The following is a 26,621-nucleotide window of genomic DNA, read 5'->3' on the forward strand; positions in this document are numbered from 1 at the left end:
CGCGCCGCCGTGCTCCCGTGGCCGCGGGTTCATGCGGCGCGGGCGAGGCGGGGGCGGCCGGGCCGGCCCTCCTGTTCGGGGTCTTCCCCGGTCGTGCGGGCGGCACGCCGGCGGCGGAGCGCTTCGCGGCGCAGCCGGTAGGCGTCCGCCTGGCGGATCAGCTCGGCGGAACGGATCCGGTGGAGCTCGTACTGCAACATGGCGTGTCCCTCCGGGAGAGGTTCGGGGCTTCGCAGTTCTGCGATGCCTCGACCCTCGTCTCCCAGGGGGGTGCGCCGCATCGGGAGGTTTCCGCATCTTCCCCGGCGGCCAGGGCCTTAGACGCCCGCCGTGGGTCCCGGGTCCTCCCTAAGCATCGGGCGGAGGGCCCAGGACCCCCTCGGGGGCCGCACCGGTTCAGCCGGCGGACGGCAGTCCGAGCAGGACGTCGGTGTACTTGAGGACGGCCAGGAACAGGCCGACGAGGCCGAGCGCCACGCCGCCCCAGGCGACCGACTTGATCCAGGGCTGCTGCGGCTTTCCGGGCACCCCGAAGGCCGGGCGGGCCAGCACCACGACACCCACGATCAGCGCGGCCAGCGCGAACAGGCCGCCCCACACCGCCGTGGCGTGCCAGGCGTCGCCGTACACCTCCTTGACCTGCCGGGCGATGCTCGCCGACGACGATGTCCGGAGCTGGCCGACGAGGGTCTCGCGCGCGGAGGCCACCGTGCCGACCCAGCTGCCGCTCAGGGAGACGATGCCGAGCCCGGCGGAGACGACCGCCCCGGCCCCCTGGCCGACGCCGGAGGGGCCCTTCGGGGCGGTCTCCTCGGCGGCGGCCCCGCCGGAGCCGGAGCCGGCGTCGGCCTCCGGCTCCGTCGCCCCTGCCGGTTCCCCGGCCGTGGCGGCCTCCGGCTTCTCGCCCTTCTTCACCGCGGCGCCGTCGGCGGCCCCGGCCTCGTCAACTGTTGTCGTTCCCATGCCTCGCACCGTACGGACGCTGTCTGAGAGGTCTCTTAATGATCGTCGCCGGCGTCACGCGCGCGTGCCGCCCGCCATTCGGGCGCGAGCACCGACCACACCTCGGTGTCCTGGCGTACGCCGCGGTACAGATAGCTCTCCCGCAGCACGCCGTCGCGGCTCATGCCCAGCCGCCGCGCCGCGTTGACGCTCGGTACGTTCGCGGACGACGCGTACCACTCCACACGGTGGATGCCGCGCTCGTCAACCGCCCAGTCGATGAGCACCCGCATGCCGCGCGTCACCAGTCCGCGGCCGGTCGCGGCGGGCTCCAGCCAGCAGCCGACCTCACAGTTGCCGCCCGCCGCGTCGAACACGCGGAAGAGGAGGCCGCCGACCAGCTTTCCGTCCAGCCACAGGCCGTGCAGGCTGCCGGTGTCGGCGGCGCGCTTGTCGGCGTAGGACTGCAGGACGGCCCGGGCCGAGTCGGCGTCCGTGGCCTTCGCCCCGAAGGGGACGTGCCGGTTGATGAACTCCCGCCCGCGGTCGAGGTGCTCCAGGAACTCCTCGGCGTGCCAGGGCTCCAGGGGACGCAGTTCCGCTCCGTCGTCACCCAGGGATATCGCGTACATCCTGCTGCCGCTCCTTCACCGGTACGTCCACCGGCACGTGTTCGGCCACGCGCCGTCCCGGAATCGTCGCACGGCACTCGGGCGGCTCGATGCTGATACGCGGCAGCCGGCGCTCCAGCCAGGACGGCAGCCACCAGTTTGCGCTGCCGAGCATGTGCATCAGGGCGGGAACGAGGAGCGTGCGCAGCACGAAGGCGTCGAGGGCGACGGCCGAGGCGAGGGCGATGCCGAACATGGCGATCACGCGGTCGCCGCTGAGCACGAAGGCGAGGAAGACGGAGATCATGATGACGGCCGCCGAGTTGATCACCCGGCCGGTCTCGGCGAGGCCGACGCGGACGGCCCGCCGGTTGTCGCGGGTCTCCAGCCATTCCTCGTACATCCGGCTGACCAGGAACACCTGGTAGTCCATGGAGAGACCGAAGAGCACCGAGACCATGATCACGGGGAGGAAGGGCTCGATCGGCCCGGCGCGGCCGAGGCCCAGCAGCTCGCTCCCCCACCCCCACTGGAAGATGGTGACGACGACGCCGAACGCGGAGGCGACGGCGGCGACGTTCATCGCGGCGGCCTTGAGGGGTATGCCGAGGGAGCGGAAGGCGAGCAGGAGCAGCACGCAGCCCAGGCCGATCACCACGCTCATGAACAACGGCAGCTTGCCGACGATCACGTTCGCGAAGTCGTCGTAGGCGGCCGTGATCCCGCCGACGTGCAGGTCGAGCGTGGTGCCCTGCTCGGCGCGCGGCAGCACCTCGGAGCGCAGGCGCTGGACGAGGTCGCTGGTCTGCTGCGACTGGGGGGCGGAGTCGGGTACGACGGTGAGGTAGGCCGTGGTGCCGCCGCTGTTGTACGTCGCCGGGGTGACCGAGGCGACGCCCTCGGTGGCCGTGAGCGTTCCGCCGAGGTTGTCGAGGGCGAGTTTGTCCTCAGCGCCGCCCACGTGGGTGACCAGGGTGAGCGGGCCGTTGACGCCGGGCCCGAAGCCTTCGGCGACGAGGTCGTACGCCTGCCGTGTGGTCGTCGTCCTCGGGTCGTTGCCCTGGTCGGAGGTGCCCAGGTGCAGGGACAGCGTGGGCAGCGCGAGCAGTGCCATGACGGCGACGGCGACGGCGCCCAGCTTCTTGGGGTGGCGTTCGACGAAGGCGGACCACCGGGCGGACAGCCCGGTCGGCACCTCCGGTTCGGGTCCGTGCACGGCCAGCCTGCGCCGCTCACGCCGGCCGAGGGCGCGGGGGCCGATGAAGGACAGCAGGGCGGGCAGCAGTGTCACGGAGGCCGCGACGGTGAGCAGGACGGTCAGACAGGCGGCGATCGCGACACCGTTGAGGAAGCCCAGCCGCAGGATCAGCATGCCGAGCAGCGCGATGCACACGGTCGCGCCCGCGAAGACGACGGCGCGTCCGGTGGTGGCGACGGCGCCCACGGCCGCCTCGGCGACCGGGGTGCCGCGCTTCAGGTTGCGGCGGTGCCGGGTCACGATGAACAGGGCGTAGTCGATGCCGACGCCGAGCCCGATCAGCAGGCCGAGCATCGGCGCGAAGTCGGCGACGGTCATCGCGTGCCCGAGCAGTCCGATGCTGCCGTACGCGGTGCCGACCCCGATCAGGGCGGTCGCGATGGGCAGCAGGGAGGCGGCGAGCGAGCCGAAGGCGAGGAAGAGGACCACGGCGGCGACGGCCACGCCGACGGCCTCGGCGAGGTGGCCGCCCTGTGACTGGGTGAGGCTGACGGCGCTGCCGCCGAGCTCGACCTGGAGCCCGTGGGTCTCGGCGGCCTTGGCGGTGTCGACGACGGCCTCGGCCTCGCCCTCGCCGATGTTCTGGGCCTCCTCGCGGAAGGTGACCGTGGCGTAGGCGGTGTGGCCGTCCCGGCTGATCAGGCCGCTGTGGCCGCCCTCGTAGGGGCTGGTGACGGAGGTGACGCCCGGCAGGTCCGCGATGCGGTCCAGGGTGCGGGTCATCGTCTGCTCGACCTCGGGGGCGCGCACGCTGCCGTCAGGGGTGTGCCAGACCACGGTGTCGCTGTCGCCGCCGAGGCCGGGGAAGCCCTCCTGGAGCAGTTGGGTGGCGCGGCCGGCCTCGGTGCCGGGGACGGAGTAGTCGTTCGAGTACGCGGATCCCGCGACGGACGCGCCGGCTGTGATCCCGGTGAAGGCGATCAGCCAGAGCAGGACGGTGACGAGGCGGTGGCGGACACACCAGCGTGCAAGGGCTGCCACAAACGTGCTCCCTGAGCCGATTTGAGGATCTTTGACCGGGAACAGCCGCAAGTGGAACTGAACAGCCCGCAAAGAACGCGTGAGTAATGCACTTCCACTGTTACATCCGGAAGAGATCGTTTGTCGGGTTCGCGGCCCTGCTCACGTGAGTGGGATCCAAATCACAGGACCTCCACCGGAGCTCCGGCAACCCGGCCCTCCCGCACGGCGTCCCCCGCACACGCCTCGGGGGCGGCGCACCGCATCCGGTGCACCGCCCCCGAGGCCCTGCGCAGTGCTGTCTCAGCCCTCGCCGACACCCAGCTTCTGAAGGATCAGCTCCTTGACACGGGCGGCGTCGGCCTGGCCGCGGGTGGCCTTCATGACCGCGCCGACCAGGGCGCCGGCCGCGGCGACCTTGCCACCGCGGATCTTGTCCGCGATGGCCGGGTTGCCGGCGATGGCCTCCTCGACGGCGGCGGTCAGCGCGCCCTCGTCGGAGACCACCTTCAGCCCGCGCCGGTCGACGACCTCGTCCGGTGTGCCCTCGCCCGCGAGGACGCCCTCGATGACCTGGCGCGCCAGCTTGTCGTTCAGGTCGCCGGAGGCCACGAGCCGGGCGACCCGGGCCACCTGCTGAGGCGTGATGGCCAGCTCGTCCAGGGCCTTGCCCGACTCGTTGGCGTTGCGGGCGAGCTCGCCCATCCACCACTTGCGCGCGGAGGCCGCGTCGGCACCCGCCTCGATGGTGGCGACGATCGGGTCCAGGGCGCCGGCGTTGAGGATCGCCTGCATGTCGGTCGCCGAGATCCCCCACTCCCGGCGCAGCCGGTTGCGCCGCACCAGGGGCAGCTCCGGCAGCGTGGCCCGCAGTTCCTCGACCCAGGCGCGCGGGGGCGCGACCGGCACCAGGTCCGGCTCCGGGAAGTACCGGTAGTCCTCGGCCTCCTCCTTGGTACGGCCCGAGGTGGTCGTGCCGGTGTCCTCGTGGAAGTGGCGGGTCTCCTGGACCACCGTGCCGCCGCCGCCGAGCACGGCGGCGTGGCGCTGGATCTCGTAGCGGCAGGCGCGCTCCACGGAGCGCAGCGAGTTGACGTTCTTCGTCTCGCTGCGGGTGCCGAACACTGCGGAGCCCTTGGGCATCAGCGACAGGTTCACGTCGCAGCGCATCTGGCCCATCTCCATCCGGGCCTCGGACACGCCGAGCGCCCGGATCAGCTCGCGCAGCTCGCGGACGTACGCCTTCGCCACCTCGGGAGCGCGGTCGCCGGCGCCGACGATCGGCTTGGTGACGATCTCGATCAGCGGGATGCCGGCGCGGTTGTAGTCGAGCAGCGAGTGCTGGGCGCCGTGGATACGGCCGGTCGCGCCGCCGACGTGCGTCGACTTCCCGGTGTCCTCCTCCATGTGGGCACGCTCGATCTCCACGCGGAAGGTCTCGCCGTCCTCCAGCTGCACGTCGAGGTAGCCGTCGAACGCGATCGGCTCGTCGTACTGGGAGGTCTGGAAGTTCTTCGGCATGTCCGGATAGAAGTAGTTCTTCCGGGCGAAGCGGCACCACTCGGCGATCTCGCAGTTGAGCGCGAGGCCGATGCGGATCGCGGACTCCACGCCGGTCGCGTTGACGACCGGGAGCGAGCCGGGCAGGCCGAGGCAGGTGGGACAGGTCTGCGAGTTCGGCTCGGCGCCCAGCGCCGTGGAGCAGCCGCAGAACATCTTGGTCCTGGTGCCGAGTTCGACATGGACCTCAAGGCCCATGACGGGGTCGTACGACGCCAGCGCGTCCTCGTACGACACCAGGTCGGTCATGGTGGTCACGGTGAAACTTCCCTCTCAGCCCAGCAGGACGTCGTCGTCGCCCAGGCGCTTCAGCTCGCGGTAGAGAATGGCGAGGCCGGTGACGATGGCGGCGGCGGACACGGCGGCGTCGATCAGGCGCAGCGTGTCGTGTTCGAGGCGGGCCTTCTTGACCCGCTTCGCGACACTGACCGCGCCGAACGCGGTGGTGGCCATGGACAGGTACGTACCGGACTTGGACTTCTTGAAGCCCTTGGCCTTGGACAGTGCCTTACTCACAGCGACGGAGCCTCCTCGAGCAACGGGTGCCCCCACTGTTCCACGTAGGCGGCCTCGACGGCGGCGCCGACCTTGTACAGCCGGTCGTCCTTCATCGCCGGGGCGATGATCTGCAGCCCGACCGGGAGGTTGTCCTCCGGAGCGAGGCCGCAGGGCAGCGACATCGCGGCGTTGCCCGCCAGGTTGACCGGGATGGTGCACAGGTCCGCCAGGTACATCGCCATCGGGTCGTCGGCGCGCTCGCCGATCGGGAAGGCGGTGGTGGGCGTCGTGGGCGACACGATCACGTCGACCTGCTCGAACGACTTCTCGAAGTCGCGGGTGATGAGCGTGCGGACCTTCTGCGCGGAGCCGTAGTACGCGTCGTAGTAGCCGGAGCTGAGGGCGTACGTACCCAGCATGATGCGGCGCTTGACCTCGGGGCCGAAGCCCGCCTCACGGGTGACGGAGGTGACCTCCTCCGCGGAGTGCGTGCCGTCGTCGCCGACGCGCAGGCCGTAGCGCAGGCCGTCGAAGCGCGCGAGGTTGCTGGAGCACTCGCTCGGGGCGATCAGGTAGTACGCGGCGAGCGCCAGGTCGAACGAGGGGCAGTCCAGCTCGACGATCTCGGCGCCCAGTCCCCTGAGGAGGGCGACCGTCTCGTCGAAGCGCTGCAGCACACCGGCCTGGTAGCCCTCGCCGCGGAACTGCTTGACGACGCCGACGCGCATGCCGGCCACGCTGCCGCTGCGCGCCGCCTCGACGACCGGCGGGACGGGAGCGTCGATGGAGGTGGAGTCGAGCGGGTCGTGCCCGGCGATGACCTCGTGCAGCAGGGCGGCGTCCAGGACCGTACGGGCACAGGGGCCGCCCTGGTCGAGGCTGCTGCTGAAGGCGACCATGCCGTAGCGGGAGACGCCGCCGTACGTCGGCTTGACGCCCACCGTGCCGGTGACGGCGGCGGGCTGCCGGATGGAGCCGCCGGTGTCGGTGCCGATGGCCAGGGGGGCCTGGAAGGAGGCGAGCGCGGCGCTCGAACCGCCCCCGGAGCCGCCGGGGATGCGGGTGAGGTCCCAGGGGTTGCCGGTCGGGCCGAAGGCGCTGTTCTCGGTGGAGGACCCCATGGCGAACTCGTCCATGTTGGTCTTGCCGAGGATGACGACGTCGGCGGCCTTCAGCCGCTGGGTGACGGTGGCGTCGTACGGCGGGATCCAGCCCTCCAGGATCTTGGACCCGACGGTGGTGGGCACACCCTTGGTGGTGAAGATGTCCTTCAGCGCGAGGGGCACACCGGCGAGCGGGCCCAGTTCCTCACCGCGCTCGCGCTTGCCGTCGACGGCGCGGGCCTGTGCGAGGGCACCCTCGCGGTCGACGTGCAGGAAGGCGCGCACCTTCTCGTCGACGGCCTCGATCCGGGCGAGGTGTGCCTCGGCGACCTCGACGGCGGTGAGCTCGCCGGAAGCGATCTTCGCGGCCGTCTCGGCGGCGGTGAGCCGGATGATGCTGTTCTTGTCCGTCATGGCGGGTTACTCCTCCCCCAGGATCTGCGGCACCTTGAAACGCTGCTGCTCCTGGGCCGGGGCGCCGGACAGCGCCTGCTCGGGGGTGAGCGAGGGACGGACCTCGTCCGGGCGCATGACGTTGGTCAGCGGCAGCGGGTGGGAGGTCGGCGGTACGTCTTGGTCGGCGACCTCGCTGACGCGGGCGACCGCGCCGATGATGTCGTCGAGCTGGCCGGCGAAGTGGTCGAGCTCTTCGGGCTTCAGCTCCAGACGCGCCAGCCGGGCGAGGTGGGCGACCTCCTCGCGCGTGATGCCAGGCATGCAGCGATCCTCTGGGGTGAGTGTGTGTGTTTTGGCCCAATCCTATGGGGCCGGGCCCCGTGCCCGTGAAACGGTTTCCCCCGCTCCGCACCTCAGCGGCGCCCGTCCCAGGCCGCGCTGCGCAGAAAGTGGTTGTCGTACAGCTCCTGCGCCTCCAGCAGGCTCTCCGGGGCCACCTCGCCGAGGGCGACGCGCTGCAGATGGCGGAAGTACTCGAAGCGCTCGACGCCCGGGGTGATCACGACGAGGATGTCGGCGTCGGCCCCGGGGACGGCGGCGAAGGCGTGCGGTGTGCCGGGCGGGACGACAACGAGGTCACCGGGCCCGGCGGTGAGGATCTCCTCGCCGGAGAGGAGTTCGGCGGCCCCGTCGAGCATGAAGAACATCTCGGCGGAGTTGTCGTGCCAGTGCGGTCGGGCGCCGTCCGCGCCCCCTGTGAGCGTGATGCGCTGGGTGGACAGCGCCCCGCCGGTCCGGCTGCTGTCGGCCAGCAGCCGGATGGTGACGGGGGCGCGGCCGACCACCTCGGCCTCGGCGTCACGGACGATCACGGTCGAGTCGAACTGCGGGACGATCAGTGACACGGCGCGGCTCCCTGTCTGGTTCCTGCTGGTTCCTGGCGGTCCTCCCGGGCGGTCCTCCCGGGCGGTCCTCCCGGGCGGTCGTCTCGCATGCGCGGCGGACGCCTCCCGGCCGAGGCCCATGAGCGCCGGCTCGCCCTGCCGACCGGGTACTTCGCCGGGGGAGAGCCGATCAGGGGAGAGCCGATCAGGCGCGGGCGCGCCCTCCGGGGGCGTGCTAGCCGAGCCGCCCCTGGTCGTCCGCGGCGGCCGCGGGCAGTGCGGCCCTCGGACGCTGCCATCCGCGGGAGCCGCGGGCGAGCAGCCATGCCGTGGTCTCCTCGGCCGGCATCGCGGCGGCGACCAGCCACCCCTGCACGGCGTCGCAGCCCAGGTCGCGCAGGCGCTCCCAGGTCTCGTCGTCCTCGACCCCCTCCGCGACGACGAGCAGGCCCAGCGAGTGAGCGAGGTCCACCGTGCAGCGCACGATCTCCGCGTCCTCCGCGTCCACCGCGAGCCGTGCCACGAACGAGCGGTCGATCTTCAGCTCGCTCACGGGCAGCCGCCGCAGATGCACCAGCGACGAATACCCCGTGCCGAAGTCGTCCAGCGACATCTTCACACCGTGCCCGGCCAGCCCGGCGAGCGTGTCGGCCGCCCGCTGGGGGTCCTCCAGGAGCACATGCTCGGTGATCTCCAGCTGCAGCGCTCCCGCGGGCACCCCGTGCCGGGCCAGCCGCGCGGCCACCGAGCCCGCGAAGCCCGGCGTGTGCACATCCCGCGGTGAGACGTTCACGGCCACCGGCACCTCCAGGCCCTGCGCCCGCCACCGCGCCACCTGGCCGAGCGCCGTCTCCAGCACGTACTCCGTCAGATGCGGCATCAGCCCGGAGGACTCCGCGATCGCGATGAACTCGTCCGGCGGCACCTTGCCCCGCTCGGGGTGCACCCACCGTACGAGTGCTTCGAGGCCGGCGACCTTCCCGTCGAAGCGGACCTTCGGCTGGTAGTGCAGCTGGACCTCGTGCGCGTCCAGGGCGCGCCGCAGGTCCCCGAGCAGACCGAGCCGGTCCGGCGTGTTGGAGTCCCGCTTGGACTCGTACACCTCCACGCCCGTGCGGTCCCGCTTCGCCTGGTACATCGCGACGTCCGCCCGCTGCAGCAGACCCTCCGCGTCGAGCGCGTGGTCGGGGAAGACCGCGACGCCGGCGCTGGCCTCCAGGACGAGCGTGAGCCCGTCGAGGTCGAGCGGCGAACCGAGCGCCGCGACCAGGTTGCGGGCCGCCCGGGACGCGGACGTGGTGGAGTCCGCGACCGGCAGTAACACCGCGAACTCGTCCCCTCCCAGGCGCGCCGCCTCCGCGCCGCGGGGCAGCGCCAGCCGCAGCCGGTCGGCGATCTGCAGGAGCAGCCGGTCGCCGGCGAGGTGGCCGAGGGTGTCGTTCACCGACCGGAAGCGGTCGAGGTCGATCAGCATCAGGGCGGCCCGGGCCCCGACCCGCTCGGCGTCGTCCAGGGCCGTCCAGGTGCGCTCCAGCAGCCACTGGCGGTTGGGCAGCCCGGTCAGCGGGTCGCGCAGCTGCTCCTCGGCCCGGGCGCGGGCCATCCACAGGGTGGAGTCGAGGGCGATGAGGGGGATCGCGAACAGTGGCAGCAGGACCGGGAGCGCCACCGCGACGACGCAGATCAGCGGCGCGATGCCGAGCAGCGCGACCGCCACGAGCCCCTGCCGGACCAGCGCGGTGCGGGCGACGGTGGGCAGCCCGCCGGAGCGGGGCGCGTGCAGGTACCACAGCAGCACCCGGGTGACCGCGAGGTAGGCGGTGGCGACGAGGACCACCTCGGGAGCGGCGTAGAGAGTCCAGCTCTGCGGATTCCAGGGCGTCTCGACGGTCGGGACGTTTCCGAAGGCGGCCAGGACGAGGGCCCCGGCCCCGATGCCGAGGATGTCGACCGCGCCGTGCAGGATGCCCTGCCGCCAGCGGCCCAGCCGGGCGATGCCGACCAGGACGACGACGGTGAGGCTGACCATGCCGGCGGGCACCCAGCCGTACAGCAGCAGGACGGCGAGGGTCAGGGCGGCCCCGGAACCGGTGCCGCCCCACCAGCGGGCGCGGCCGAGCGCGACGAGGTGGCCGACGATGATGCCGGTGAGGACGGCCAGGGACCAGCCGACGGTGCCGCACGGGAAGAGCGCGTGCTGTCCGCCGAACGCGCGATAGAAGCCGGCGCCGAGGACGAACCCGGCGGATGCGACGACCGCCGCGGGCAGCGCGGGCCATGACATGTGCCGCTCGCCGTCGCGACCGGGCAGGGCCGGCGCGCGGCCGGCGCCGATGTCCCCGGGGCAGAGGGCGACGCACGGCAGGGGCCCGCCGGCCGGAGTGCTTCCGAGCGCCGCCGCGGTGCCGGGGGCGGCGCGAGGTGCGGGAGTGACCCCGGAGACGGCGCCCGGCACGGCGCCGCGACCGCCCGGGGCCACACGCGCAGGCAGCCGCACCGCCCGGCGGCCCGCCCGCCAGACGCCGGTCATCCGGCGCAGGCGCAGCCGTGAGTCCGAGGCGACGCTCTCGGTCGGTTCCATTCCCGTCCCTCTCACAGCCGGCGGTGCCCACGCCACACGGCCCGCTGCCCGACGAACCGTCAACGGCACCGCGTCTGAAAACCCACCACGCGACCGGGCACGGCAGGCGCACATCTCAACAGTAGGCCGCGGAACGCGTCCACGGGCAGCGGTCGTCGACGGTTACCCGAATGCACCCCGGTCACCCCTATACATCCGATATGCGCCGAACGGGTGATCTTCGCCCCTACTCCCCGGCCTGAAGCGCGACGTCCGCCGCCGCTTGCGGTCCTCGCTCCAGCAGCACGGCGAACCCGTCCTCGTCGAGCACCGGAACCTTCAACTGGACCGCCTTGTCGTGCTTCGACCCGGGGTTCTCGCCGACCACGACGAACGACGTCTTCTTGGACACCGACCCGGTGACCTTCGCCCCGCGGCTCTGCAGCGCCTCCTTGGCGCCGTCGCGCGTGTACCGCGCGAGCGTGCCGGTGACGACGACCGTGAGGCCCTCCAGCGGGCGCGGCCCCTCGTCCTCGCCGGAGCCCTCCTCCTCCATGCGGACGCCCGCGGCCTTCCACTTGCGGATGATGTCGCGGTGCCAGTCCTCGGCGAACCACTCCTTGACGGAGCGTGCGACGATCTCCCCCACGCCGTCCGTGTTCCTCAGCTCCTCCTCGGTGGCCTGATCGATGCGGTCGATCGAGCGGAAGGCACGGGCCAGCGCCTCCGCCGCGACCGGGCCGACATGACGGATCGACAGTCCGGTCAGGACGCGCGCGAGCGGGCGCTCCTTGGCGGCCGCGATGTTCTCCAGCATCGCGATCGCGTTCTTCCTGGGCTCGCCCTGCTGGTTGGCGAAGACCGTGGCGATCTTCTCCTCGCCGGTCTTCGGGTCGCGCTTGGGCAGGCCGCTGTCCTGGTCCAGGACGTACGCCTTGATGGGCAGCAGCCGGTCGACGGTGAGGTCGAACAGGTCGCCCTCGTCCCGCAGCGGCGGTTCGGACGGCTCCAGGGGCCTGGTGAGGGCCGCCGCGGCCACGTACCCGAAGTGCTCGATGTCCAGTGCCTTGCGGCCCGCCAGGTAGAACAGCCGCTCACGCAACTGGGCGGGGCACGTGCGCGCGTTCGGGCAGCGGAGGTCGACGTCGCCCTCCTTCATGGGCCGCAGCGGCGTGCCGCACTCGGGGCACTCGGACGGCATCACGAACTCGCGCTCCGTGCCGTCGCGCAGATCGACGACCGGGCCGAGGATCTCCGGAATGACGTCACCGGCCTTGCGCAGCACCACCGTGTCGCCGATGAGCACGCCCTTGGCCTTGACGACGTCCTGGTTGTGCAGGGTGGCGAACTCGACCTCCGAGCCCGCGACCGTGACCGGCTCGACCTGCGCGTACGGTGTGACCCGGCCCGTGCGGCCCACGCCCACGCGGATGTTGACGAGCCTGGTGTTCACCTCTTCCGGCGCGTATTTGTACGCGATCGCCCAGCGCGGGGCACGCGAGGTGGAGCCGAGGCGGCCCTGGAGCGGGATCTCGTCGAGCTTCACCACCACTCCGTCGATCTCGTGCTCCACGGAGTGGCGGTGCTCGCCGTAGTACGCGATGAACTCCCGTACGCCGGCGAGGTCGTCGACCACCCTGTTGTACCGGGCGGTGGGCAGGCCCCAGGAGTGCAGCAGGTCGTACACCTCGGAGAGGCGGGCGGCGCCGTCGAGGCCCGCCAGGGCGCCGATGCCGTGCACCACCATGTGCAGCGGCCGGGTGGCCGTGATGCGCGGGTCCTTCTGGCGCAGGGAACCCGCCGCCGCGTTGCGCGGGTTGGCGAAGGGCTTGTCGCCGCCCGCCACCAAGCGGGCGTTGAGCTTCTCGAACTCCTCCATCGGGAAGTAGACCTCGCCCCTGATCTCCACCAGATCGGGGATGCGGTCTCCACGCAGGCGGTCCGGGATCTCCGCGATCGTACGGACGTTGGAGGTGATGTCCTCGCCGGTGCGGCCGTCGCCGCGGGTCGCCGCGCGGGTGAGGCGGCCGTGCTCGTAGGTGAGGTTGACCGCGAGGCCGTCGACCTTCAGCTCGCACAGGAAGTGGTACGCGGAGGTGCCGGTCTCCTTGGCGACTCGGTCCGCCCAGGCGACCAGCTCCTCGTCGTCGAACGCGTTGTCGAGGGAGAGCATGCGCTGCCGGTGCTCGACGGCGGTGAAGTCCGTCGCGTAGGCCCCGGCGACCTTCTGGGTCGGGGAGTCGGGGGTGCGCAGCTCGGGATACCGCTCCTCGAGCGCTTCCAGGGAACGCAGGAGCCGGTCGAACTCCGCGTCGCTGATGACGGGAGCGTCCTTGACGTAGTACCGGAAGCGGTGCTCCTCGATCTGCTCAGCGAGCTGCGCGTGCTGCTCCCGTGCCTCGGCGGGCACCGTCGTCTCCGCTTGCTTGTCGCCGGCCACCGTGTCGTCCTCCCGTTACTCTGGGTTGTCAGCGAGGGATCTCGCCGCCCGGACGCATTGGGCGAGCGCCCTGCGCGCGTAGTCCGGGGAAGCGCCCGCGAGCCCGCACGTCGGCGTGATGGTGACCGCGTCCGCGAGAAGCCCCGGACGCAGGCCCAGCCTGCGCCACAGCGTCCTGACACCCATGACGCTACCGGCAGGGTCCGACAACGGGGCGTCCGTGCTCGGCACGACTCCGGCGAAGAGCCGGGTACCGCCTTCCACCGCCTCTCCGATCACCTCCTCGTCACGCTCGGTGACGGTCGAGAGGTCGAAGGAGACCGCGGCCGCGCCCGCCCCGCGCAGGAGCGCGAACGGGACGTCCGGCGCGCAGGAGTGGATCACGACCGGGCCGCCGGAGTGCACCCCGACGAGGTCCCGCAGCGTGGCCTGCACGACCTGCCGGTCGACGGCCCGGTGGGTCCGGTATCCGCTCGCGGACCTCACCTGCCCGCGCAGCACGGCCGTGAGCGACGGCTCGTCGAGCTGCAGCACGAGCCGGGCTCCGGGCACGCGCCGCCGCACCTCGTCGAGATGGAGCCGCAGGCCCTCGGCGAGCGACCCGGCGAGGTCGCGGCAGGCACCCGGGTCCGACAGCGCCGCCTCGCCGTTCCTCAGCTCCAGGCCGGCGGCCAGCGTCCACGGCCCCACCGCCTGCACCTTCAGCGGCCCCTCGTACCCCTGGGTGAACTCCTCCAGCGCGTCGAGGTCCTCGCCGAGCCAGGAGCGGGCCCGCTTGGTGTCCCGCCCCGGCCGGTCCCCGAACCGCCAGCCGCTGGGCTCCACGCGCGCGTACAGGTCGACGAGCAGGCCGGCCGTGCGCCCGATCATGTCCGCGCCGGGCCCCCGGGCGGGCAGTTCGGCGAGGAACGGGAAGTCCTCGAAGCTCCCGGTGACGGTCTTGGCCGCCTCCCGCGCGTCGCCGCCGGGCAGGGACCCGACGCCGGTGGCGGCGCCGAAGGTGAACTCGCTGTTTTCACTCACCTGGGCAGCCTACGGAACGGCCCGGCAGGGGTCAGCGCCCCGGCCGTACCGTCAGGTCGTTGACCTCGGCGTCCCCCGGCAGGTCCAGGCACATCAGGATCGCCGTCGCCACCGACTCCGGGTCGATCCAGCGGGACGGGTCGTACTCCTTGCCCTCCTGGCGGTGGACCCTGGCCTGCATCGGGCTCGCCGTGCGGCCGGGGTAGACCGAGGTGACGCGGACGCCGCTGGGATGCTCCTCGTGGCGCAGGGAGTCCGCGAGGGCTTTCAGACCGTGCTTGGAGGCCGCGTACGCCGACCACTCCGCGTGCGCGTTCAGGCCCGCGCCCGAGTTCACGAACACGACGTGGCCGCGCGCGGTGCGGAGCTGCGGCAGGAAGTGGCGGGTCAACTCGGCGGGGGCGATCAGGTTGACGTTGAGCTGGTGGCGCCAGGACCTCGGGGTCAGCTCGCCCACCCGGCCCAGGTCGACCACGCCCGCGATGTGCAGGAGGGAGTCCACCCGGTCGGGCAGGGTCTGGAGGGAGAACGCCCAGGACAGCTTGTCCGGATCCGCGAGATCGCCCACCAGGGTGTGCGCCCCGGGGAACTCGGCCGCCAGTTCCTTCGCCCGCCCCGCGTCACGCGCGTGCAGCACGAGGTCGTCCCCGCGGGCGTGCAGACGGCGGGCGACGGCCGCGCCGATTCCCGAGCCCGCCCCGGTGATCACATGAGTAGCCATGTGCGCCATGCTCGCACCACCGCGCTAGCGGATTCCGAGCGCCTCCTCCAGGTACGCCAGCGCGCCCACCGGCTCCTGCGCGAAGAACACCAGGTCCGCGAGCGGCCTCGGCAGGAAGCCCTCGTCCTCCATACGGCGGAACTGCTCCCGCAGGCCGTCGTAGAAGCCCGCCGTGTTCAGGAGCACCACCGGCTTGTCCGCCCTGCCGTGCTTCTTGAGCTCCAGGATCTCCGTGGCCTCGTCCAGCGTCCCGGTGCCGCCCACCATGACGACCACCCCGTCGGCCTTCTCCAGCAGCAGCGCCTTCCGCTCGGCGAGGTCCCGCGCGATCACCATCTCGTGGGCTCCCACCCGCGCCTTGTGGGCGAGGAAGCCGACGGAGACGCCCACGAGCCTGCCGCCCGACTCCTCCACCCCGTCGGCGACCACCTTCATGAGTCCGGCGTCGGAGCCGCCCCAGACCAGGGTGTGACCGCCCTTGCCCAGCAGTTCCCCGAACTCCCGGGCGGGCCGTGTGTAGTGGTCGGCGAGGTCGGCGGCGGAGAGGAAGACGCAGATGTTCATGCCGCAACCGTACGCGGGAAGAACCGGGCCGCCGCGAGCGCTCTTCCGGTATGGCCGAAGGACACACCATCACCATCGAGCAGAGCAGCCGGCACGTGCGCGTGGTGCACGGCGGGCAGGTCCTGGCGGAGAGCGACCGGCCGCTCGTGCTGCGCGAGACCGGCTGTCCCGAGCGGTACTACATCCCCGCCGAGGACGTGCGCCTGGACCTTCTGACCCCGTCGGACACCCACACGTACTGCCCCTTCAAGGGGACCGCCTCGTACTGGTCCCTGCCGGACGCGCCCGACCTCGTCTGGGCGTATCCCGAGCCCGAGCCGGACGTCGCCCGGATCAAGGACCACTTCTGCTTCTACGAAGCAGAAGTGTCGTGACCGGTGAACGCCGGGCTCTGCGGCAGTCTTCACTGGCATGGACAAGCAGATCATCTCCCGCGACGGCACCCCCCTCGCGTACCGACGCACCGGACAGGGCCCGGCGGTCGTCCTCGTGAGCGGTGCGATGTCCACGGGCGCCACGGTGACGCCCCTGGCCGCGCACCTTTCGGACCGCTTCAGCGTCATCGTGTACGACCGACGGGGCCGCGGCGCCAGCGGTGACACGGCCCCGTACGCGGTGGCCCGCGAGGTGGAGGACCTCGCGGCCCTCATCGAGGCGGCGGGCGGTGAGGCGGCGCTGTACGGCGTCTCGTCGGGCGGCGCGCTGGTGCTGGAGGCGGCCGCGAGCGGTCTGGCGGTCCGTCGGGCCGCCGTCTACGAGGCGCCGTTCGCCGACTACGGGGGCGGCGCGCAGGAACGCGCGGAGTACACCGGGAATCTCGGCGAGGCCCTGGCCCAGGGGCGGCGCGGGGACGCGGTCGAGTTGTTCCTCCGGCTCACCGGTCTGGCGCCGGAGATGATCGCGAACGCCCGCCGTTCCCCCATGTGGGCGGGCATGGAGGCGATCGCGCCGACCCTCGCGTACGACGACGCCGTGATGGGCGACGGGCTGGTGCCGCGCGACCGGCTCGCCTCGATCGGCGTCCCCGTGCTGGCCGTCGCGGGCGGCGCGAGCCCGGAATGGCTGCGCAGGGCCGCCAAGGCGATCGCGGAGTCGGCCCCTCAGGGGGTGTACCGCGTCCTGGAGGACCAGAACCACATGGTGGAGCCGCAGGTGCTCGCTCCGGTGCTGACGGATTTCTTCGGCGCCTGACGCGCCGGGCCGCGTGCCGGGCCCCCTACCGGGGCACGTGCCGGGGCGCACCGGGCCGCGCCGTGGCGCCGCCGGGTGTGCCACCGTCGTGGCGCGGCACACCCGCGTGCCGCGCCACCGGGTCAGACCTGGGCCCCCTCGGGGGCGGACCCCGCCGGCCAGGCGGCGTCGGCGCGGGAGGGCAGGGGTACCGTGCCGGCGACCGGGTCGTGGCGGATGCGGTCGGCCGGCAGCCCCAGACCGGCCAGCCGCCATGCGACGGCGGTGACCATGGCGGGCGGGCCGCTGACGTAGGCGACGTGATCGGCCCAGTTCCCTTGCCGGGCCACCGTCTCGACCAGCGAGCCCTCGACGGACGCGCCGGGGCCCTCGCCGATCACCGGGACGATCCGCAGCCACGGGCAGCGCTTCTCCAGCCGGGCCAGGGCCGGTGCGTCGTACAGGTCCTCGGCGGTGCGGGCGCCGAGGAAGAGGTGCGCCCTGCGGCCCGGCGCGCGCCGCGCGGCCAGTTCCTCCAGCAGCGGCCGGGCGGTGGCCCATCCGGTGCCGCCCGCCACGATGAGCACGTCGCGGCTCAGCTCGTCGTCCAGGGCCATCGCGCCCTGGGCGGGTCCGAGACGCAGCGTGTCGCCGACGCGGGTACGCAGGGTGAGGGCGTCGCTCACCCCGCCGGAACCGGTGCGGCGGACGTGGAACTCCAGTTCGCCTTCCGCTGCCCAGGCGCAGGCGATCGAGTACGGCCGCCAGGTGTGCTGCAGCAGCGGGGACTCCAGGCTCGCGTACTGGCCGGGACGGTACGGGTAGGGCTCGGCCGTACGCACGCGGAGCACCGCCAGGTCCGGACGGCGCAGCTGATGGGACGTCACCGTGCCGCTCCACGCGGCCGGTTCGGCCAACGCGTCGTCCGAGCCCGCCACCATGCCCGCGGCGGCGAACCGCACCATACGCAGCCACGCCTGCTCCACCTCGGGGCCGAGCGCCCCGCGGGCGGACCGGTGCAGCGCCTCGGCGAGCGCGGACGCGAACACCTCGTAGTGCACGGGCCGCACCCCGAGCTTGCGGTGGTCGCGGCCCAGCCGGACGCAGAACGCGGTCAGTTCCTCGGGCTCGTGCAGGTGCTCGATCAGATACCAGAAGGCACGCTCCAGATGGCCCCGCTGGAACTCCATCGAGTCGGGGAACAGCTGCCGCAGATACGGGTGCTGCTCGAACAGGGCATCGTAGAGGTGGGCGATGAGGTCGCCGAACGGGGTGACGAGCGCCAGGTTGCGGACGATCACCTGCTGGTCGGCGGCTCCGTCGTAGGCGCGGCGCGGGGGACGCGCCGTGCTCGTGGGCCGGGCCGGGGCGAGCAGCCGGTCGCGCAGGCGCATCGCGTCCTGGCGCGCGAGCAGTGCGTGGTAGTCGTCGCCCTTGGCGCCGCCCCTCGTGCTGGAGTCGCAGTTGATGTCGATGGTGCTCTCCTCATGGGCGCGTCGCCCCGGCACATGGTTCGGGGTGATCATCAGCGGGTCTTCATCTCGCACACACCGCACGCGTCACACGCGGTGCGCTCCCGGCATGCCTCGACCGGGGCCGCGGACCGGGCCGCGATCGTGGATCCGCGCCTGGCTCGCCGGACCTGGTACCAGGCCATGTTGGACGTGAGCCCGGCCAGCAGCACCCAGACGATCCCCACCCAGGCACCTCGGGCGAAGGACACCACGGCGGCGGCCGTGGCCAGGACGCAGACAGCCAGGGCGAGGAGGGCGGGGCGGGACATGGAACGGCTTTCTGTGGGATGACACGGGGCGCCGCCCGCACCCACGCCGGACCGCCTCTCGCGGCGGCACGGGCCGATGGCACACGTGGGCACGTCGGCGGCGCCCTGCGGCCGACGGCCGCAGGGCGCGCTCGTATTACATCGCCGGGAAGGCCCGGGGGGATGTGGCCGAAGGGCCCCTCCACCGCTCCGAAGGGCCTGGTCGAAAGGGCCGACAGGCCCCTGTTCACACGGCGGGTGTCAGGCTAGGGAAGGCGCCGTCGCGCGTGTGGTCGACGCGATGGTAGCCGAACCCACCACGCGCGTGCCGTCGTACAGGACGATCGCCTGGCCGGGGGCCACGCCGCGCACGGGGTCGGTGAAGCGCACCCGCAGTTCGCCGTCGACCGGCTCCGCCGTCACCTCCGTCTCGCCGCCGTGGGCGCGGAGCTGGGCCGTGTACGTACCGGGGCCGGCCGGGGCGGCGCCGCACCAGCGGGGCTTGACGGCGGTCAGTGCCGCCACGTCGAGGGAGGACGCCGGGCCCACCGTCACGGTGTTGGTGACGGGCGAGACGTCGAGGACGTAGCGCGGCTTGCCGTCGGGCGCCGGGGTGCCGATCCGCAGGCCCTTGCGCTGGCCGATGGTGAAGCCGTACGCGCCGTCGTGCGTGCCCAGCCTGGTGCCGGACTCGTCCACGATGTCGCCCTCGGCCCTGCCGAGCCGCCGGGCGAGGAAGCCCTGGGTGTCGCCGTCGGCGATGAAGCAGATGTCGTGCGAATCGGGCTTCTTGGCGACCGCGAGGCCCCTGCGCTCGGCCTCCGCGCGGATCTCGTCCTTGGTGGTGACGGTGTCCCCGAGCGGAAACAGGGCGTGCGCCAGCTGCTTCTCGTCGAGCACCCCGAGGACGTACGACTGGTCCTTCGCCATGTCGGAGGCGCGGTGCAGCTCGCGGGTGCCGTCGTCGCGGGTGACGATCCTGGCGTAGTGGCCGGTGCAGACCGCGTCGAAGCCGAGGGCGAGGGCCTTGTCGAGCAGCGCCGCGAACTTGATCTTCTCGTTGCAGCGCAGGCAGGGGTTGGGCGTGCGCCCCGCCTCGTACTCGGCGACGAAGTCCTCGACCACGTCCTCCCGGAACCGCTCGGCGAGGTCCCAGACGTAGAACGGGATGCCGATGACGTCGGCGGCGCGACGGGCGTCGCGCGAGTCCTCGATGGTGCAGCAGCCGCGCGCACCGGTGCGGAACGACTGCGGGTTCGCGGACAGTGCGAGATGGACTCCGGTCACCTCGTGGCCCGCTTCGGCGGCGCGAGCGGCGGCGACGGCGGAGTCGACTCCGCCGGACATGGCGGCGAGGACGCGGAGGGGGCGCTGCGGAGTGTCAGTCATAACCCTTCAAGGGTACGGGGCCGCGGGAGGCGGGGCCGCGCGTATCCGCCGACGATCACCGGGGGCTGCGGGGCCACGGGGCTGCGGGGCCACGGGGCTGCGGGGCCACGGGGCTGCGGGGCTGCGGGTCCCGCCGTCAGGACAGCCCCGCGGCGCGGGCGCGTTCCACCGCGGGCCCGATCGCCTTCGCGACCGCCTCCACGTCGGCCTTCGTCGACGTGTGTCCCAGGGAGAAGCGGAGGGTGCTGCGGGCGAGGCCCGGATCGGCACCGACGGCGAGCAGGACATGGCTCGGTTGCGCCACGCCCGCCGTGCAGGCGGAGCCCGTGGAGCATTCGATGCCCTGGGCGTCCAGCAGCAGGAGCAGGGAGTCGCCCTCGCAGCCGGGGAAGATGAAGTGGGCGTTGGCCGGGAGCCGCTCCACCGGGTCCCCGCCCAGGATGACGTCCGGGACGGCCGCACGGACCGCGGCGATCAGGTCGTCGCGAAGGGCGCCGATCTCCCGGGCGAACCACTCGCGGTGCGCGACGGCGAGCCGCCCGGCGACCGCGAAGGAGGCGATGGCCGGCACGTCGAGGGTGCCGGACCGCACATGGCGCTCCTGGCCACCGCCGTGCAGGACCGGTACGGGGCTGTACTCCCGGCCGAGCAGCAGCGCGCCGATGCCGTAGGGGCCGCCGATCTTGTGGCCGGAGACCGTCATCGCGGCAAGGCCGGAGGCGCCGAAGTCGACCGGGACCTGGCCGACCGCCTGGACCGCGTCGGCATGCAGCGGGATGCCGAACTCCCGCGCGACTTCGGCGAGTCGGCGGACCGGCAGGACCGTGCCGATCTCGTTGTTCGCCCACATCACGGTGGCCAGGGCGACGTCGTGGGGATTGCGGGCGATGGCCTCACGCAGTGCCTCCGGGTGGACGCGGCCCTGCGGGTCGACCGGCAGGTACTCGACCGTGGCCCCCTCGTGCTCCCCGAGCCAGTCGACGGCGTCGAGGACCGCGTGATGCTCGACGGGGCTGACGAGGATGCGGGTGCGGGCGGGGTCGTCGTCCCGGCGGGACCAGTACAGGCCCTTCACGGCGAGGTTGTCCGCCTCGGTGCCGCCGGAGGTGAAGACGACCTCGCTGGGGCGGGCGCCCAGCGCTTCGGCGAGGGTCTCGCGGGCCTCTTCGACGGTTCGCCTCGCGCGGCGGCCGGACGCGTGCAGCGAGGAGGCGTTGCCGGTGAGGCCGAGCTGCGCGGTCAGCGCCTCTGCCGCCTCGGGGAGCATCGGGGTGGTCGCGGCGTGGTCGAGGTATGCCATGGTGCGGTCAATTCTAGGACCGGCCGTTTTCCGCCCGGGCGCAGCCCGGCTCCCGCGCAGGGCGCACAGCCCGGCCCCCGCGCCGGGCAGCGGACCGGTGCGCCGAAGGCCCCCGGGACCTACAGGCTCCAGGACACCGTGTGGTCCAGCTGCATGATGGTCACCAGGACCACCAGGTCCGCGATGCCGAGGCCGAGGCCGAGGAAGGCACGGCCCCGGCGCCGGGTGCCGCGCCACAGGGAGACGACCGCCAGGGTGATGGCGACCGGCCCCAGGAAGACATTCAGCACGAGGAGGCCGACCAGGCCCAGGATGAAGGACGCGACGGCCATGCCGTCCGCGTCGCGTGCGCTGTCCCGGCGGGCGGGGGCGGTGGTGCGCTCGGTGCGTGCGGCGATGAGATGCATGGTGTGGTCAGCTCCAACGATCGGTCGGTGCGGGGCGGGTCAGTGGGCCGAGGTGTGCCGCCGTCGGCCGTGCCGCTCACGGACCGCGAAGACCACGAGCCACACGGCGATGACGGACGCTGCGGCGAGGGTGAAGGAGAGCGGGGCATGGGCCACGGTCCCCAGGACGGTGCCCAGCAGCAGAAGTGCGGCGACGAGGAACAGCATGGGATGAGATCCCCCTCCGAGATGCCTCGGTCTACGTTGGACGAACATTTGAGTGAACAATTGTGGTTACAGTTGTTCACTGACTTGTCAGTCTAGCGCGTCGAACGGGTTCCCAATTCCAGAGAACAGTTGTTAACTGCATGGCATGAGTCACACCCTCGGCATCCGGCAGGCCCAGAAGCAGAAGACCCGGCAGGCGCTCCTGGACGCCGCGCTGGCCCTGCTGGAGGAACAGAGCCTGAGCAGCCTGGGTCTGCGCGAGGTCACCCGCGCGGTCGGCGTCGCCCCGACCGCCTTCTACCGGCACTTCCGCTCGACCGCGGACCTGGGCGTGGAACTGGTCGAGGAGGCCCTCGGCAGTCTCCACCCGATGATCGGGTCCACGGTCTCCGCGGCCGGCGACAGCGACGAACGCATCACCCGCGCCGTCGCCCTGATCGCCCGCCACGTGGACGCGTACCCCGCGCACGTGCGGTTCATCGCACGCGAGCGGCACGGCGGTGTGCAGCCGGTGCGGGAGGCGATCCGGCGTCAACTCGCCCGGTTCGCCGAGGAGGTGAAGGCCGCGCTGGCCGACCGCCCCGAGTCCGCGGGGTGGAGCGACGAGGACCTGCTGATGCTGGCCGGCCTGTACGTCGACCAGATGCTGATGACGGCCTCCCAGTTCCTTGAGGCGCTGGAGGGACCTGCCGAGGAGCGGGACCGCGTGACCCGGGTGGCGATCCAGCGGCTGCGGCTGATCGACATCGGCCGCCGCCACTGGAAGGAGTAGCGGCCGCGGCCGCCCCGCTCACGACGGCCGCGGGACCCGTTCCGGCCGGCCCGGCGGCCCACCGCGGCAACGCCCGCGCGCCGGTACAGCTCCGTGACGGAGGCCGGCCGCCCCGGCCAGTTCCTCGCGCGCCCCGGGCGGCTGGAGTGCCTCCACCCAGTCGCCGAACATGAGGAGCCGGCGCACCTCGCGGACGAAGCCGTACGACAGCCGGACGGTCGCCCGGTCGCTCTCGCCGCCGTCCTCCCGCAGGGTGCCGCCCTCCTCCCGCAGGGTGCCGCCGTCCTCCCGCAGGGTGCCGCCGTCCTCCCGCAGGGCGACGGGCACGCCCGCGGTCAGCCTCCGGAACGCGTCCAGACGGTCACGGCACCCCCGGACCGTCACCTCGAAACGCCCGGCCGCTCCTCGGCCTGCCGGCGCAGCACCTCCCGGACGTCGGCGAGTTCGACGCCCGGGCGCCGCCGTACCGGGTCGGACCGTACGGCCGGAGCAGCCGGCGGGCCCACGCCGTGTACCGGCTTCGACGTGCGGACCCTGCTGTCGCACCTGGTCGGCGGTACCCGCCGGATCGCGGTGGTCGGCGCGGGCGGCGACGGGCTCGCGCCGCGGCCCTTCGCCGACGGCATCGCGGACGACGGCTGGGCGGCCGCGCCCCAGGAGGCCGGGGCCGAGGTCCGGCGGGCCCGGGCGGACGACGCCCGGCTGGACGCGCCGGTACGCATGCCGTGGCCGTGGGGCGAGACGCCGGGCCGCAACGTGCTCTCCGGCTATGCGATGGAGACGACGGCCCACACCTGGGACCTCCGGGAGCCCCTCGGCCATCCCCTCGGACTCGGCCCCGAGCCGGCCGAGTCCGCGCCGGCCGTCGCTCACATCGTGCCGCCAAAGGAGCGACGCGACGACGACGCGCCCTTCCACCCGGCCCGGCCGGCCCCGAAGAAGCCGACACCTACGGTCGGCCGGCGGCGTGGCCGGGCCGCGGGCCCATGGCCCCCCGTGACGGCCCGGGCTCACCCGACCGCACCGCGCATCCGCCCGGGTGAGCCCGGGCACCGGTGAGGGGACCGGCCCCGCGCGCACCGGCGTCGGCCCCCGGCACGGCCGAGCCGAGCCGGGCCGGGGCCCCTCCGTCAGCCGAGCCTGACCCGGGCCAGTTGGCGGGACTGCGCGACCAGGCGGTCCGCGCCGTCCCACACCTCGGCGTCCTCCTCCAGGAAGCCGCCGGCGAGGTTGCGCGTGGTGATGGACACCCGCAGCGGTCCCGGGGCCGGGCGGGACCGGACGTGCACCGTCAGCTCGACGGTCGGCACCCAGCCGGAGAGCCCGAGTTCGAAGGCGGTGGGCGGCAGCGCGTCCACCGTGAGAAGCAGCGAGAGCGGGTCAGCGTCGCGGCCGTCGGCGAGCCCGAACCAGCCCCGCATCTCGCCTTTCCCGGACGGCGAACCGAGCGCCCAGCCCAGCGTGGCGGGGTCGAGCTTGAGCATCAGCCGGTCGGCGATGGCCGAGCTGCCGGAGACCGGCGCCGGACCGTCGCCGGCGCCGAAGCAGCGGTCGATCGGCGGGAGGGCGGGGGGTGTCGCGCTCGTACGGACGTCGTCGGGCAGGGAGTCCAGGTCGCCGAAGGAGGCGAGCACGCGGATCCGTTCGACCTCGCGTCCCTCGTGGTCGTACTGGAAGAGCGACGCCTGGCCGGTGGAGAGGGTGCGGCCGGTGCGGACGACGTCCGTGCGGACCACCGCGGGGCCCGGCTGGGACGCGGTGAGGTAGTGCGCGGAGATCGTGAACGGGTCGGAGTGCGGCAGGGCGTCCCCCAGGGCACGGCCCAGAACCGCCAGCAGATACCCTCCGTTGACGGCGTTGACGATCGCCCAGCCGCCGGAGAGGTCGATGTCGTAGACGCCGGGTTCTCGGCGCGTGACCGCGGTGTCGCGGTCGAACTCACTGTTGCCGATCGTGGCCCGGGCGGCCCGTGCGGTAGCTGCTTCTGACATGCCTGAACCGTACAAGAGGAAATTACTGAGCAGTAGCTTCCAAGGGTTTCGGCTTCGTGACGTTCCGCCCGGCCCACCCGCCCGCTTCCGGCCACCGACGGGTGAGATTTTGACAATTTCTCGGTAAGTGTCCGCACTCGTCCGTCACCAACGGGCCTGGTTCTCCCTCTCCCAAGACGTACGACCAGCCCTGCCCGTTCACAGGAAGAGCCGCATACGCCGATGAGCCTGACCGGGACGCCGTTCCTCCTCACCTCGATCGCCCTCGTGGCGGTCGCCCTCGTCCTGCCTCTGTTCCTGTGGTCCCGGATCCGCGGCCCGGTGATCCTCCGCCACGCCGCCCGGATGGTCATGCTGCTGTTCGCGCAGGCGACGGCGATCACCCTGGTCTTCGTCCTGGTGAACAACAGCAACAACCTGTACGACAACTGGTCCGACCTGCTCGGCACCGGCAACCACGTGACCCAGGCCGCCGACCTCGGCCCGGACGGTACCGGCGGGATGCAGATCAGCACCCTGCCGAAGGTCCACCAGACGTTCAAGCAGGCCGACGGGCCGGGCATGCACGCGGCCGGCGGTGTGCGCGTCACCCAGCTCAAGGGGCGGGTGTCGGGCGTCGACGCCGAGGTCTACGTGTGGCTGCCGCCGCAGTACCACGAACCCGCCTACAGAAACCGCAAGTTCCCGGTCGTGGAGCTGCTGCCGGGCTACCCGGGCTCGGCCAAGGCGTGGTTCGGTTCGCTGAAGGTGCACGAGCAGCTGCTGCCGCTGATGCGCAGCGGGCAGGTGGCACCGTTCATCCTGGTGTCGCCGCGCACCAACCTGATCGCCAAGGTCGACACCGGCTGCGCCAACATCCCCGGCGCCGTGAACGCCGACACCTGGCTCAGTGTCGACGTGCCCAAGATGGTGACGGACAACTTCCGCGCCCAGGCCGCGCCCGACGGCTGGGCCACGGCCGGCTACTCCGCGGGAGCGCACTGCGCGACGAAGCTCACCGTCGCGCACCCCGACCGCTACCGGGCCGCGATCAGCCTCTCCGGCTACAACGACCCCATCGGCCAACGTCATTCGCTCGCCACCCGGAGCCTGCGGCTGCGCCGGGAGAACAACCCCTACTTCCTACTCAAGGGCCGCCGCACCCCGCCGCGCATCTCGCTGTACCTGTCCGGCCAGTACGGCGACGGCTACCAGGCGGCCGCGGCGCTGGAGGCGATCGCCAAACGGCCGACGGTGGTCCGCGCGGTGCTGATCCCGCGCAGCGCCGGCGGGCACAACATGGCCCTGTGGCGGCCGCAGATCCCGACGGTGTTCACCTGGCTGACCCGGCAGTTGTCCGGCCGGCCGGGCGCGGCGGCTACTCCTCCGCAACGGTTGAGCGACGGTTCCAGGCGCGCGGCGCTCGCCAGTGGAACCTCATCGCCAGCAGGCGTAGTGCGAAAACGTTGACGACCGCGAGGCCCGAGGTGAGCGGGGTCAGCGCGTCCCAGCGGATGCACAGCGCGACCATCGTGGCGCCCACGATCGCCGGCACCGCGTACAGGTCGCGGTCCCAGCGCAGCAGCGAGGGCACCTCGTTGGCGAGGACATCGCGCAGGACGCCGCCGCCCACGGCCGTGGCGAGGCCGAGGGCCGCGGACGACGCTCCGTCTACGTACCGTTCATGTCGGGCTTCGGCGGCATCACCGTGGCGATGGCGCCCAACGGCGCCACCTACTGCTACTTCAGCGACAACGACGAGTACTCCTGGTCCGGCGCCGTGAACGAGACCGACAAGATCAACCCCATGTGCTGACCCCCGGCCCAGGTCACGAGACCGGCCAGGCACCCGGCGCGGATCCGGACCGGGTACGCCGAACGGGAGAGTGCGCGAGTCGTTCTTCGGGCGTTCCTGCCGATCGGGCCGATCGGGTCGATCGGGTCGATCGGGTCGATCGGACGGACGCACCGGACCCGGCACTCTCCCGTTCGGGCATGCACACGTCTTCGTCAACCGGTCATGCGCTATTTGCCGGTCGGCTCCTGGCCGTCGGCCGCAGCCTCCTCCTCGGCGGCCGCCGGGTCCAGCGCGGACGTGGGCTCGTCCAGGACGAGGACCTTCGG

At 72.7% G+C, this 26,621-nt stretch carries 28 protein-coding genes and 1 pseudogene; 6 read left to right on the forward strand and 23 right to left on the reverse strand.

What is annotated here, in order from left to right; translation table 11 throughout:
- Positions 1 to 29: 29 nt before the first annotated feature.
- The 14 genes from ACFSL4_RS31780 to ACFSL4_RS31845 all read right to left on the reverse strand — a co-directional run bounded on the left by ACFSL4_RS31780 (position 30) and on the right by ACFSL4_RS31845 (position 15,520).
- Complete coding sequence (locus ACFSL4_RS31780) at positions 30 to 200, reverse strand: hypothetical protein (protein ID WP_381090645.1); 171 nt, start codon at positions 198 to 200, stop codon at positions 30 to 32.
- Positions 201 to 396: 196 nt separating this feature from the next.
- Entirely contained in the window at positions 397 to 963 is a 567-nt protein-coding gene (locus ACFSL4_RS31785; protein WP_381090648.1) for a hypothetical protein, read from the reverse strand.
- A 35-nt stretch (positions 964 to 998) separates the two neighbouring features.
- Complete coding sequence (locus ACFSL4_RS31790; RefSeq protein WP_381090651.1) at positions 999 to 1,574, reverse strand: GNAT family N-acetyltransferase; 576 nt, start codon at positions 1,572 to 1,574, stop codon at positions 999 to 1,001.
- Positions 1,552 to 3,792, reverse strand: a complete 2,241-nt coding sequence (locus tag ACFSL4_RS31795; protein ID WP_381090654.1) for an MMPL family transporter — start codon at positions 3,790 to 3,792, stop codon at positions 1,552 to 1,554. Before ACFSL4_RS31795 ends, ACFSL4_RS31790 begins: the two co-directional genes overlap by 23 nt.
- A gap of 282 nt (positions 3,793 to 4,074) precedes the next feature.
- Positions 4,075 to 5,589 carry an Asp-tRNA(Asn)/Glu-tRNA(Gln) amidotransferase subunit GatB gene (gatB, locus tag ACFSL4_RS31800; protein ID WP_381090657.1) on the reverse strand — a complete coding sequence of 505 codons (1,515 nt, stop codon included), beginning with the start codon at positions 5,587 to 5,589 and terminating at the stop codon, positions 4,075 to 4,077.
- A 15-nt stretch (positions 5,590 to 5,604) separates the two neighbouring features.
- The gene (locus ACFSL4_RS31805) at positions 5,605 to 5,847 is read right to left on the reverse strand and encodes a hypothetical protein (protein ID WP_381090660.1); all 243 of its coding nucleotides are present in this window, start codon (positions 5,845 to 5,847) and stop codon (positions 5,605 to 5,607) included.
- Complete coding sequence (gene gatA / locus ACFSL4_RS31810) at positions 5,844 to 7,346, reverse strand: Asp-tRNA(Asn)/Glu-tRNA(Gln) amidotransferase subunit GatA (protein ID WP_381090663.1); 1,503 nt, start codon at positions 7,344 to 7,346, stop codon at positions 5,844 to 5,846. The genes ACFSL4_RS31805 and gatA overlap by 4 nt, the downstream gene beginning before the upstream one ends.
- A 6-nt stretch (positions 7,347 to 7,352) precedes the next feature.
- Positions 7,353 to 7,649: an Asp-tRNA(Asn)/Glu-tRNA(Gln) amidotransferase subunit GatC gene (gene gatC, locus ACFSL4_RS31815; protein WP_004925108.1), complete on the reverse strand. Its 297-nt coding sequence runs from the start codon at positions 7,647 to 7,649 to the stop codon at positions 7,353 to 7,355.
- A 92-nt stretch (positions 7,650 to 7,741) separates the two neighbouring features.
- Positions 7,742 to 8,233 carry a cupin domain-containing protein gene (locus ACFSL4_RS31820; RefSeq protein WP_381090666.1) on the reverse strand — a complete coding sequence of 164 codons (492 nt, stop codon included), beginning with the start codon at positions 8,231 to 8,233 and terminating at the stop codon, positions 7,742 to 7,744.
- Between the two features lie 214 nt (positions 8,234 to 8,447).
- A complete protein-coding gene (locus ACFSL4_RS31825) occupies positions 8,448 to 10,793 on the reverse strand; it encodes a putative bifunctional diguanylate cyclase/phosphodiesterase (RefSeq protein ID WP_381090669.1) in 2,346 nt (781 codons plus the stop codon).
- A gap of 226 nt (positions 10,794 to 11,019) precedes the next feature.
- Complete coding sequence (gene ligA, locus ACFSL4_RS31830) at positions 11,020 to 13,212, reverse strand: NAD-dependent DNA ligase LigA (RefSeq protein ID WP_381090672.1); 2,193 nt, start codon at positions 13,210 to 13,212, stop codon at positions 11,020 to 11,022.
- 15 nt (positions 13,213 to 13,227) lie between these two features.
- Positions 13,228 to 14,235, reverse strand: coding sequence for a methionine synthase (locus ACFSL4_RS31835; RefSeq protein WP_381090675.1), 1,008 nt, complete (start codon positions 14,233 to 14,235; stop codon positions 13,228 to 13,230).
- Positions 14,236 to 14,266: 31 nt separating this feature from the next.
- Positions 14,267 to 14,965, reverse strand: coding sequence for an SDR family oxidoreductase (locus tag ACFSL4_RS31840; RefSeq protein ID WP_381090678.1), 699 nt, complete (start codon positions 14,963 to 14,965; stop codon positions 14,267 to 14,269).
- Positions 14,966 to 14,980: 15 nt separating this feature from the next.
- Positions 14,981 to 15,520, reverse strand: coding sequence for an LOG family protein (locus ACFSL4_RS31845; RefSeq protein WP_381090681.1), 540 nt, complete (start codon positions 15,518 to 15,520; stop codon positions 14,981 to 14,983).
- Between the two features lie 50 nt (positions 15,521 to 15,570).
- Here ACFSL4_RS31845 and ACFSL4_RS31850 point away from each other — a divergent pair, with 50 nt between their 5' ends.
- Entirely contained in the window at positions 15,571 to 15,894 is a 324-nt protein-coding gene (locus tag ACFSL4_RS31850; protein WP_381090684.1) for a DUF427 domain-containing protein, read from the forward strand.
- Positions 15,895 to 15,931: 37 nt separating this feature from the next.
- Entirely contained in the window at positions 15,932 to 16,711 is a 780-nt protein-coding gene (locus ACFSL4_RS31855) for an alpha/beta fold hydrolase (protein ID WP_381090687.1), read from the forward strand.
- A gap of 122 nt (positions 16,712 to 16,833) precedes the next feature.
- Here ACFSL4_RS31855 and ACFSL4_RS31860 read toward each other — a convergent pair whose 3' ends face one another.
- The 6 genes from ACFSL4_RS31860 to ACFSL4_RS31885 all read right to left on the reverse strand — a co-directional run bounded on the left by ACFSL4_RS31860 (position 16,834) and on the right by ACFSL4_RS31885 (position 21,755).
- Positions 16,834 to 18,216, reverse strand: coding sequence for a globin domain-containing protein (locus tag ACFSL4_RS31860; RefSeq protein WP_381090690.1), 1,383 nt, complete (start codon positions 18,214 to 18,216; stop codon positions 16,834 to 16,836).
- Entirely contained in the window at positions 18,216 to 18,473 is a 258-nt protein-coding gene (locus tag ACFSL4_RS31865) for a hypothetical protein (RefSeq protein WP_381090693.1), read from the reverse strand. Before ACFSL4_RS31865 ends, ACFSL4_RS31860 begins: the two co-directional genes overlap by 1 nt.
- A gap of 240 nt (positions 18,474 to 18,713) precedes the next feature.
- Positions 18,714 to 19,841 (reverse strand): tRNA 2-thiouridine(34) synthase MnmA, encoded by a 1,128-nt coding sequence (gene mnmA / locus ACFSL4_RS31870; protein WP_381090695.1) that lies wholly within the window; start codon positions 19,839 to 19,841, stop codon positions 18,714 to 18,716.
- A 136-nt stretch (positions 19,842 to 19,977) separates the two neighbouring features.
- Entirely contained in the window at positions 19,978 to 21,141 is a 1,164-nt protein-coding gene (locus ACFSL4_RS31875; protein ID WP_381090698.1) for a cysteine desulfurase family protein, read from the reverse strand.
- A 119-nt stretch (positions 21,142 to 21,260) separates the two neighbouring features.
- Positions 21,261 to 21,548, reverse strand: a complete 288-nt coding sequence (locus tag ACFSL4_RS31880) for a DUF4190 domain-containing protein (RefSeq protein ID WP_381090701.1) — start codon at positions 21,546 to 21,548, stop codon at positions 21,261 to 21,263.
- A gap of 39 nt (positions 21,549 to 21,587) precedes the next feature.
- Complete coding sequence (locus tag ACFSL4_RS31885) at positions 21,588 to 21,755, reverse strand: hypothetical protein (RefSeq protein ID WP_381090704.1); 168 nt, start codon at positions 21,753 to 21,755, stop codon at positions 21,588 to 21,590.
- A gap of 145 nt (positions 21,756 to 21,900) precedes the next feature.
- Here ACFSL4_RS31885 and ACFSL4_RS31890 point away from each other — a divergent pair, with 145 nt between their 5' ends.
- The gene (locus ACFSL4_RS31890; RefSeq protein WP_381090707.1) at positions 21,901 to 22,527 is read left to right on the forward strand and encodes a TetR family transcriptional regulator; all 627 of its coding nucleotides are present in this window, start codon (positions 21,901 to 21,903) and stop codon (positions 22,525 to 22,527) included.
- Positions 22,528 to 22,607: 80 nt separating this feature from the next.
- On the opposite strand, the pseudogene ACFSL4_RS31895 reads toward ACFSL4_RS31890, so the two are convergent.
- Positions 22,608 to 23,003, reverse strand: a pseudogene (locus ACFSL4_RS31895) (DNA-binding transcriptional regulator); the annotation flags it as partial.
- Between the two features lie 49 nt (positions 23,004 to 23,052).
- Here ACFSL4_RS31895 and ACFSL4_RS31900 point away from each other — a divergent pair.
- Positions 23,053 to 23,586 carry a TIGR03086 family metal-binding protein gene (locus ACFSL4_RS31900; protein ID WP_381090711.1) on the forward strand — a complete coding sequence of 178 codons (534 nt, stop codon included), beginning with the start codon at positions 23,053 to 23,055 and terminating at the stop codon, positions 23,584 to 23,586.
- A gap of 71 nt (positions 23,587 to 23,657) precedes the next feature.
- On the opposite strand, the gene ACFSL4_RS31905 is transcribed toward ACFSL4_RS31900, so the two are convergent.
- On the reverse strand, positions 23,658 to 24,518 hold the full coding sequence (locus ACFSL4_RS31905; protein ID WP_381090714.1) for a thioesterase family protein: 861 nt from the start codon (positions 24,516 to 24,518) through the stop codon (positions 23,658 to 23,660).
- A 222-nt stretch (positions 24,519 to 24,740) separates the two neighbouring features.
- On the opposite strand from ACFSL4_RS31905, the gene ACFSL4_RS31910 reads away from it, so the two are divergent.
- Positions 24,741 to 25,967, forward strand: coding sequence for an alpha/beta hydrolase (locus tag ACFSL4_RS31910; protein ID WP_381090717.1), 1,227 nt, complete (start codon positions 24,741 to 24,743; stop codon positions 25,965 to 25,967).
- Here ACFSL4_RS31910 and ACFSL4_RS31915 read toward each other — a convergent pair.
- Positions 25,876 to 26,130, reverse strand: a complete 255-nt coding sequence (locus tag ACFSL4_RS31915; protein WP_381090720.1) for a trimeric intracellular cation channel family protein — start codon at positions 26,128 to 26,130, stop codon at positions 25,876 to 25,878. The genes ACFSL4_RS31910 and ACFSL4_RS31915 overlap by 92 nt on opposite strands.
- A gap of 51 nt (positions 26,131 to 26,181) precedes the next feature.
- On the opposite strand from ACFSL4_RS31915, the gene ACFSL4_RS31920 reads away from it, so the two are divergent.
- Positions 26,182 to 26,313, forward strand: a complete 132-nt coding sequence (locus tag ACFSL4_RS31920) for a hypothetical protein (protein WP_381090722.1) — start codon at positions 26,182 to 26,184, stop codon at positions 26,311 to 26,313.
- Positions 26,314 to 26,621 lie beyond the last annotated feature (308 nt).

The sequence above is a fragment of the Streptomyces caeni genome, assembly GCF_042678285.1.
GTDB classification, from domain to species: Bacteria; Actinomycetota; Actinomycetes; order Streptomycetales; family Streptomycetaceae; genus Streptomyces; species Streptomyces caeni.

Excerpts from the sequence above, each read along its gene's own strand:
- ACFSL4_RS31780 (WP_381090645.1), bottom strand. The coding sequence starts at position 200 with ATGTTGCAGTACGAGCTCCACCGGATCCGTTCCGCCGAGCTGATCCGC.
- ACFSL4_RS31785 (WP_381090648.1), bottom strand. The coding sequence starts at position 963 with ATGGGAACGACAACAGTTGACGAGGCCGGGGCCGCCGACGGCGCCGCG.
- ACFSL4_RS31790 (WP_381090651.1), bottom strand. The coding sequence starts at position 1,574 with ATGTACGCGATATCCCTGGGTGACGACGGAGCGGAACTGCGTCCCCTG.
- gatA (WP_381090663.1), bottom strand. The coding sequence starts at position 7,346 with ATGACGGACAAGAACAGCATCATCCGGCTCACCGCCGCCGAGACGGCC.
- gatC (WP_004925108.1), bottom strand. The coding sequence starts at position 7,649 with ATGCCTGGCATCACGCGCGAGGAGGTCGCCCACCTCGCCCGGCTGGCG.
- ACFSL4_RS31825 (WP_381090669.1), bottom strand. The coding sequence starts at position 10,793 with ATGGAACCGACCGAGAGCGTCGCCTCGGACTCACGGCTGCGCCTGCGC.
- ACFSL4_RS31840 (WP_381090678.1), bottom strand. The coding sequence starts at position 14,965 with ATGGCGCACATGGCTACTCATGTGATCACCGGGGCGGGCTCGGGAATC.
- ACFSL4_RS31845 (WP_381090681.1), bottom strand. The coding sequence starts at position 15,520 with ATGAACATCTGCGTCTTCCTCTCCGCCGCCGACCTCGCCGACCACTAC.
- ACFSL4_RS31850 (WP_381090684.1), top strand. The coding sequence starts at position 15,571 with ATGGCCGAAGGACACACCATCACCATCGAGCAGAGCAGCCGGCACGTG.
- ACFSL4_RS31855 (WP_381090687.1), top strand. The coding sequence starts at position 15,932 with ATGGACAAGCAGATCATCTCCCGCGACGGCACCCCCCTCGCGTACCGA.
- ACFSL4_RS31860 (WP_381090690.1), bottom strand. The coding sequence starts at position 18,216 with ATGATCACCCCGAACCATGTGCCGGGGCGACGCGCCCATGAGGAGAGC.
- ACFSL4_RS31865 (WP_381090693.1), bottom strand. The coding sequence starts at position 18,473 with ATGTCCCGCCCCGCCCTCCTCGCCCTGGCTGTCTGCGTCCTGGCCACG.
- mnmA (WP_381090695.1), bottom strand. The coding sequence starts at position 19,841 with ATGACTGACACTCCGCAGCGCCCCCTCCGCGTCCTCGCCGCCATGTCC.
- ACFSL4_RS31875 (WP_381090698.1), bottom strand. The coding sequence starts at position 21,141 with ATGGCATACCTCGACCACGCCGCGACCACCCCGATGCTCCCCGAGGCG.
- ACFSL4_RS31880 (WP_381090701.1), bottom strand. The coding sequence starts at position 21,548 with ATGCATCTCATCGCCGCACGCACCGAGCGCACCACCGCCCCCGCCCGC.
- ACFSL4_RS31885 (WP_381090704.1), bottom strand. The coding sequence starts at position 21,755 with ATGCTGTTCCTCGTCGCCGCACTTCTGCTGCTGGGCACCGTCCTGGGG.
- ACFSL4_RS31890 (WP_381090707.1), top strand. The coding sequence starts at position 21,901 with ATGAGTCACACCCTCGGCATCCGGCAGGCCCAGAAGCAGAAGACCCGG.
- ACFSL4_RS31905 (WP_381090714.1), bottom strand. The coding sequence starts at position 24,518 with ATGTCAGAAGCAGCTACCGCACGGGCCGCCCGGGCCACGATCGGCAAC.
- ACFSL4_RS31910 (WP_381090717.1), top strand. The coding sequence starts at position 24,741 with ATGAGCCTGACCGGGACGCCGTTCCTCCTCACCTCGATCGCCCTCGTG.
- ACFSL4_RS31920 (WP_381090722.1), top strand. The coding sequence starts at position 26,182 with ATGTCGGGCTTCGGCGGCATCACCGTGGCGATGGCGCCCAACGGCGCC.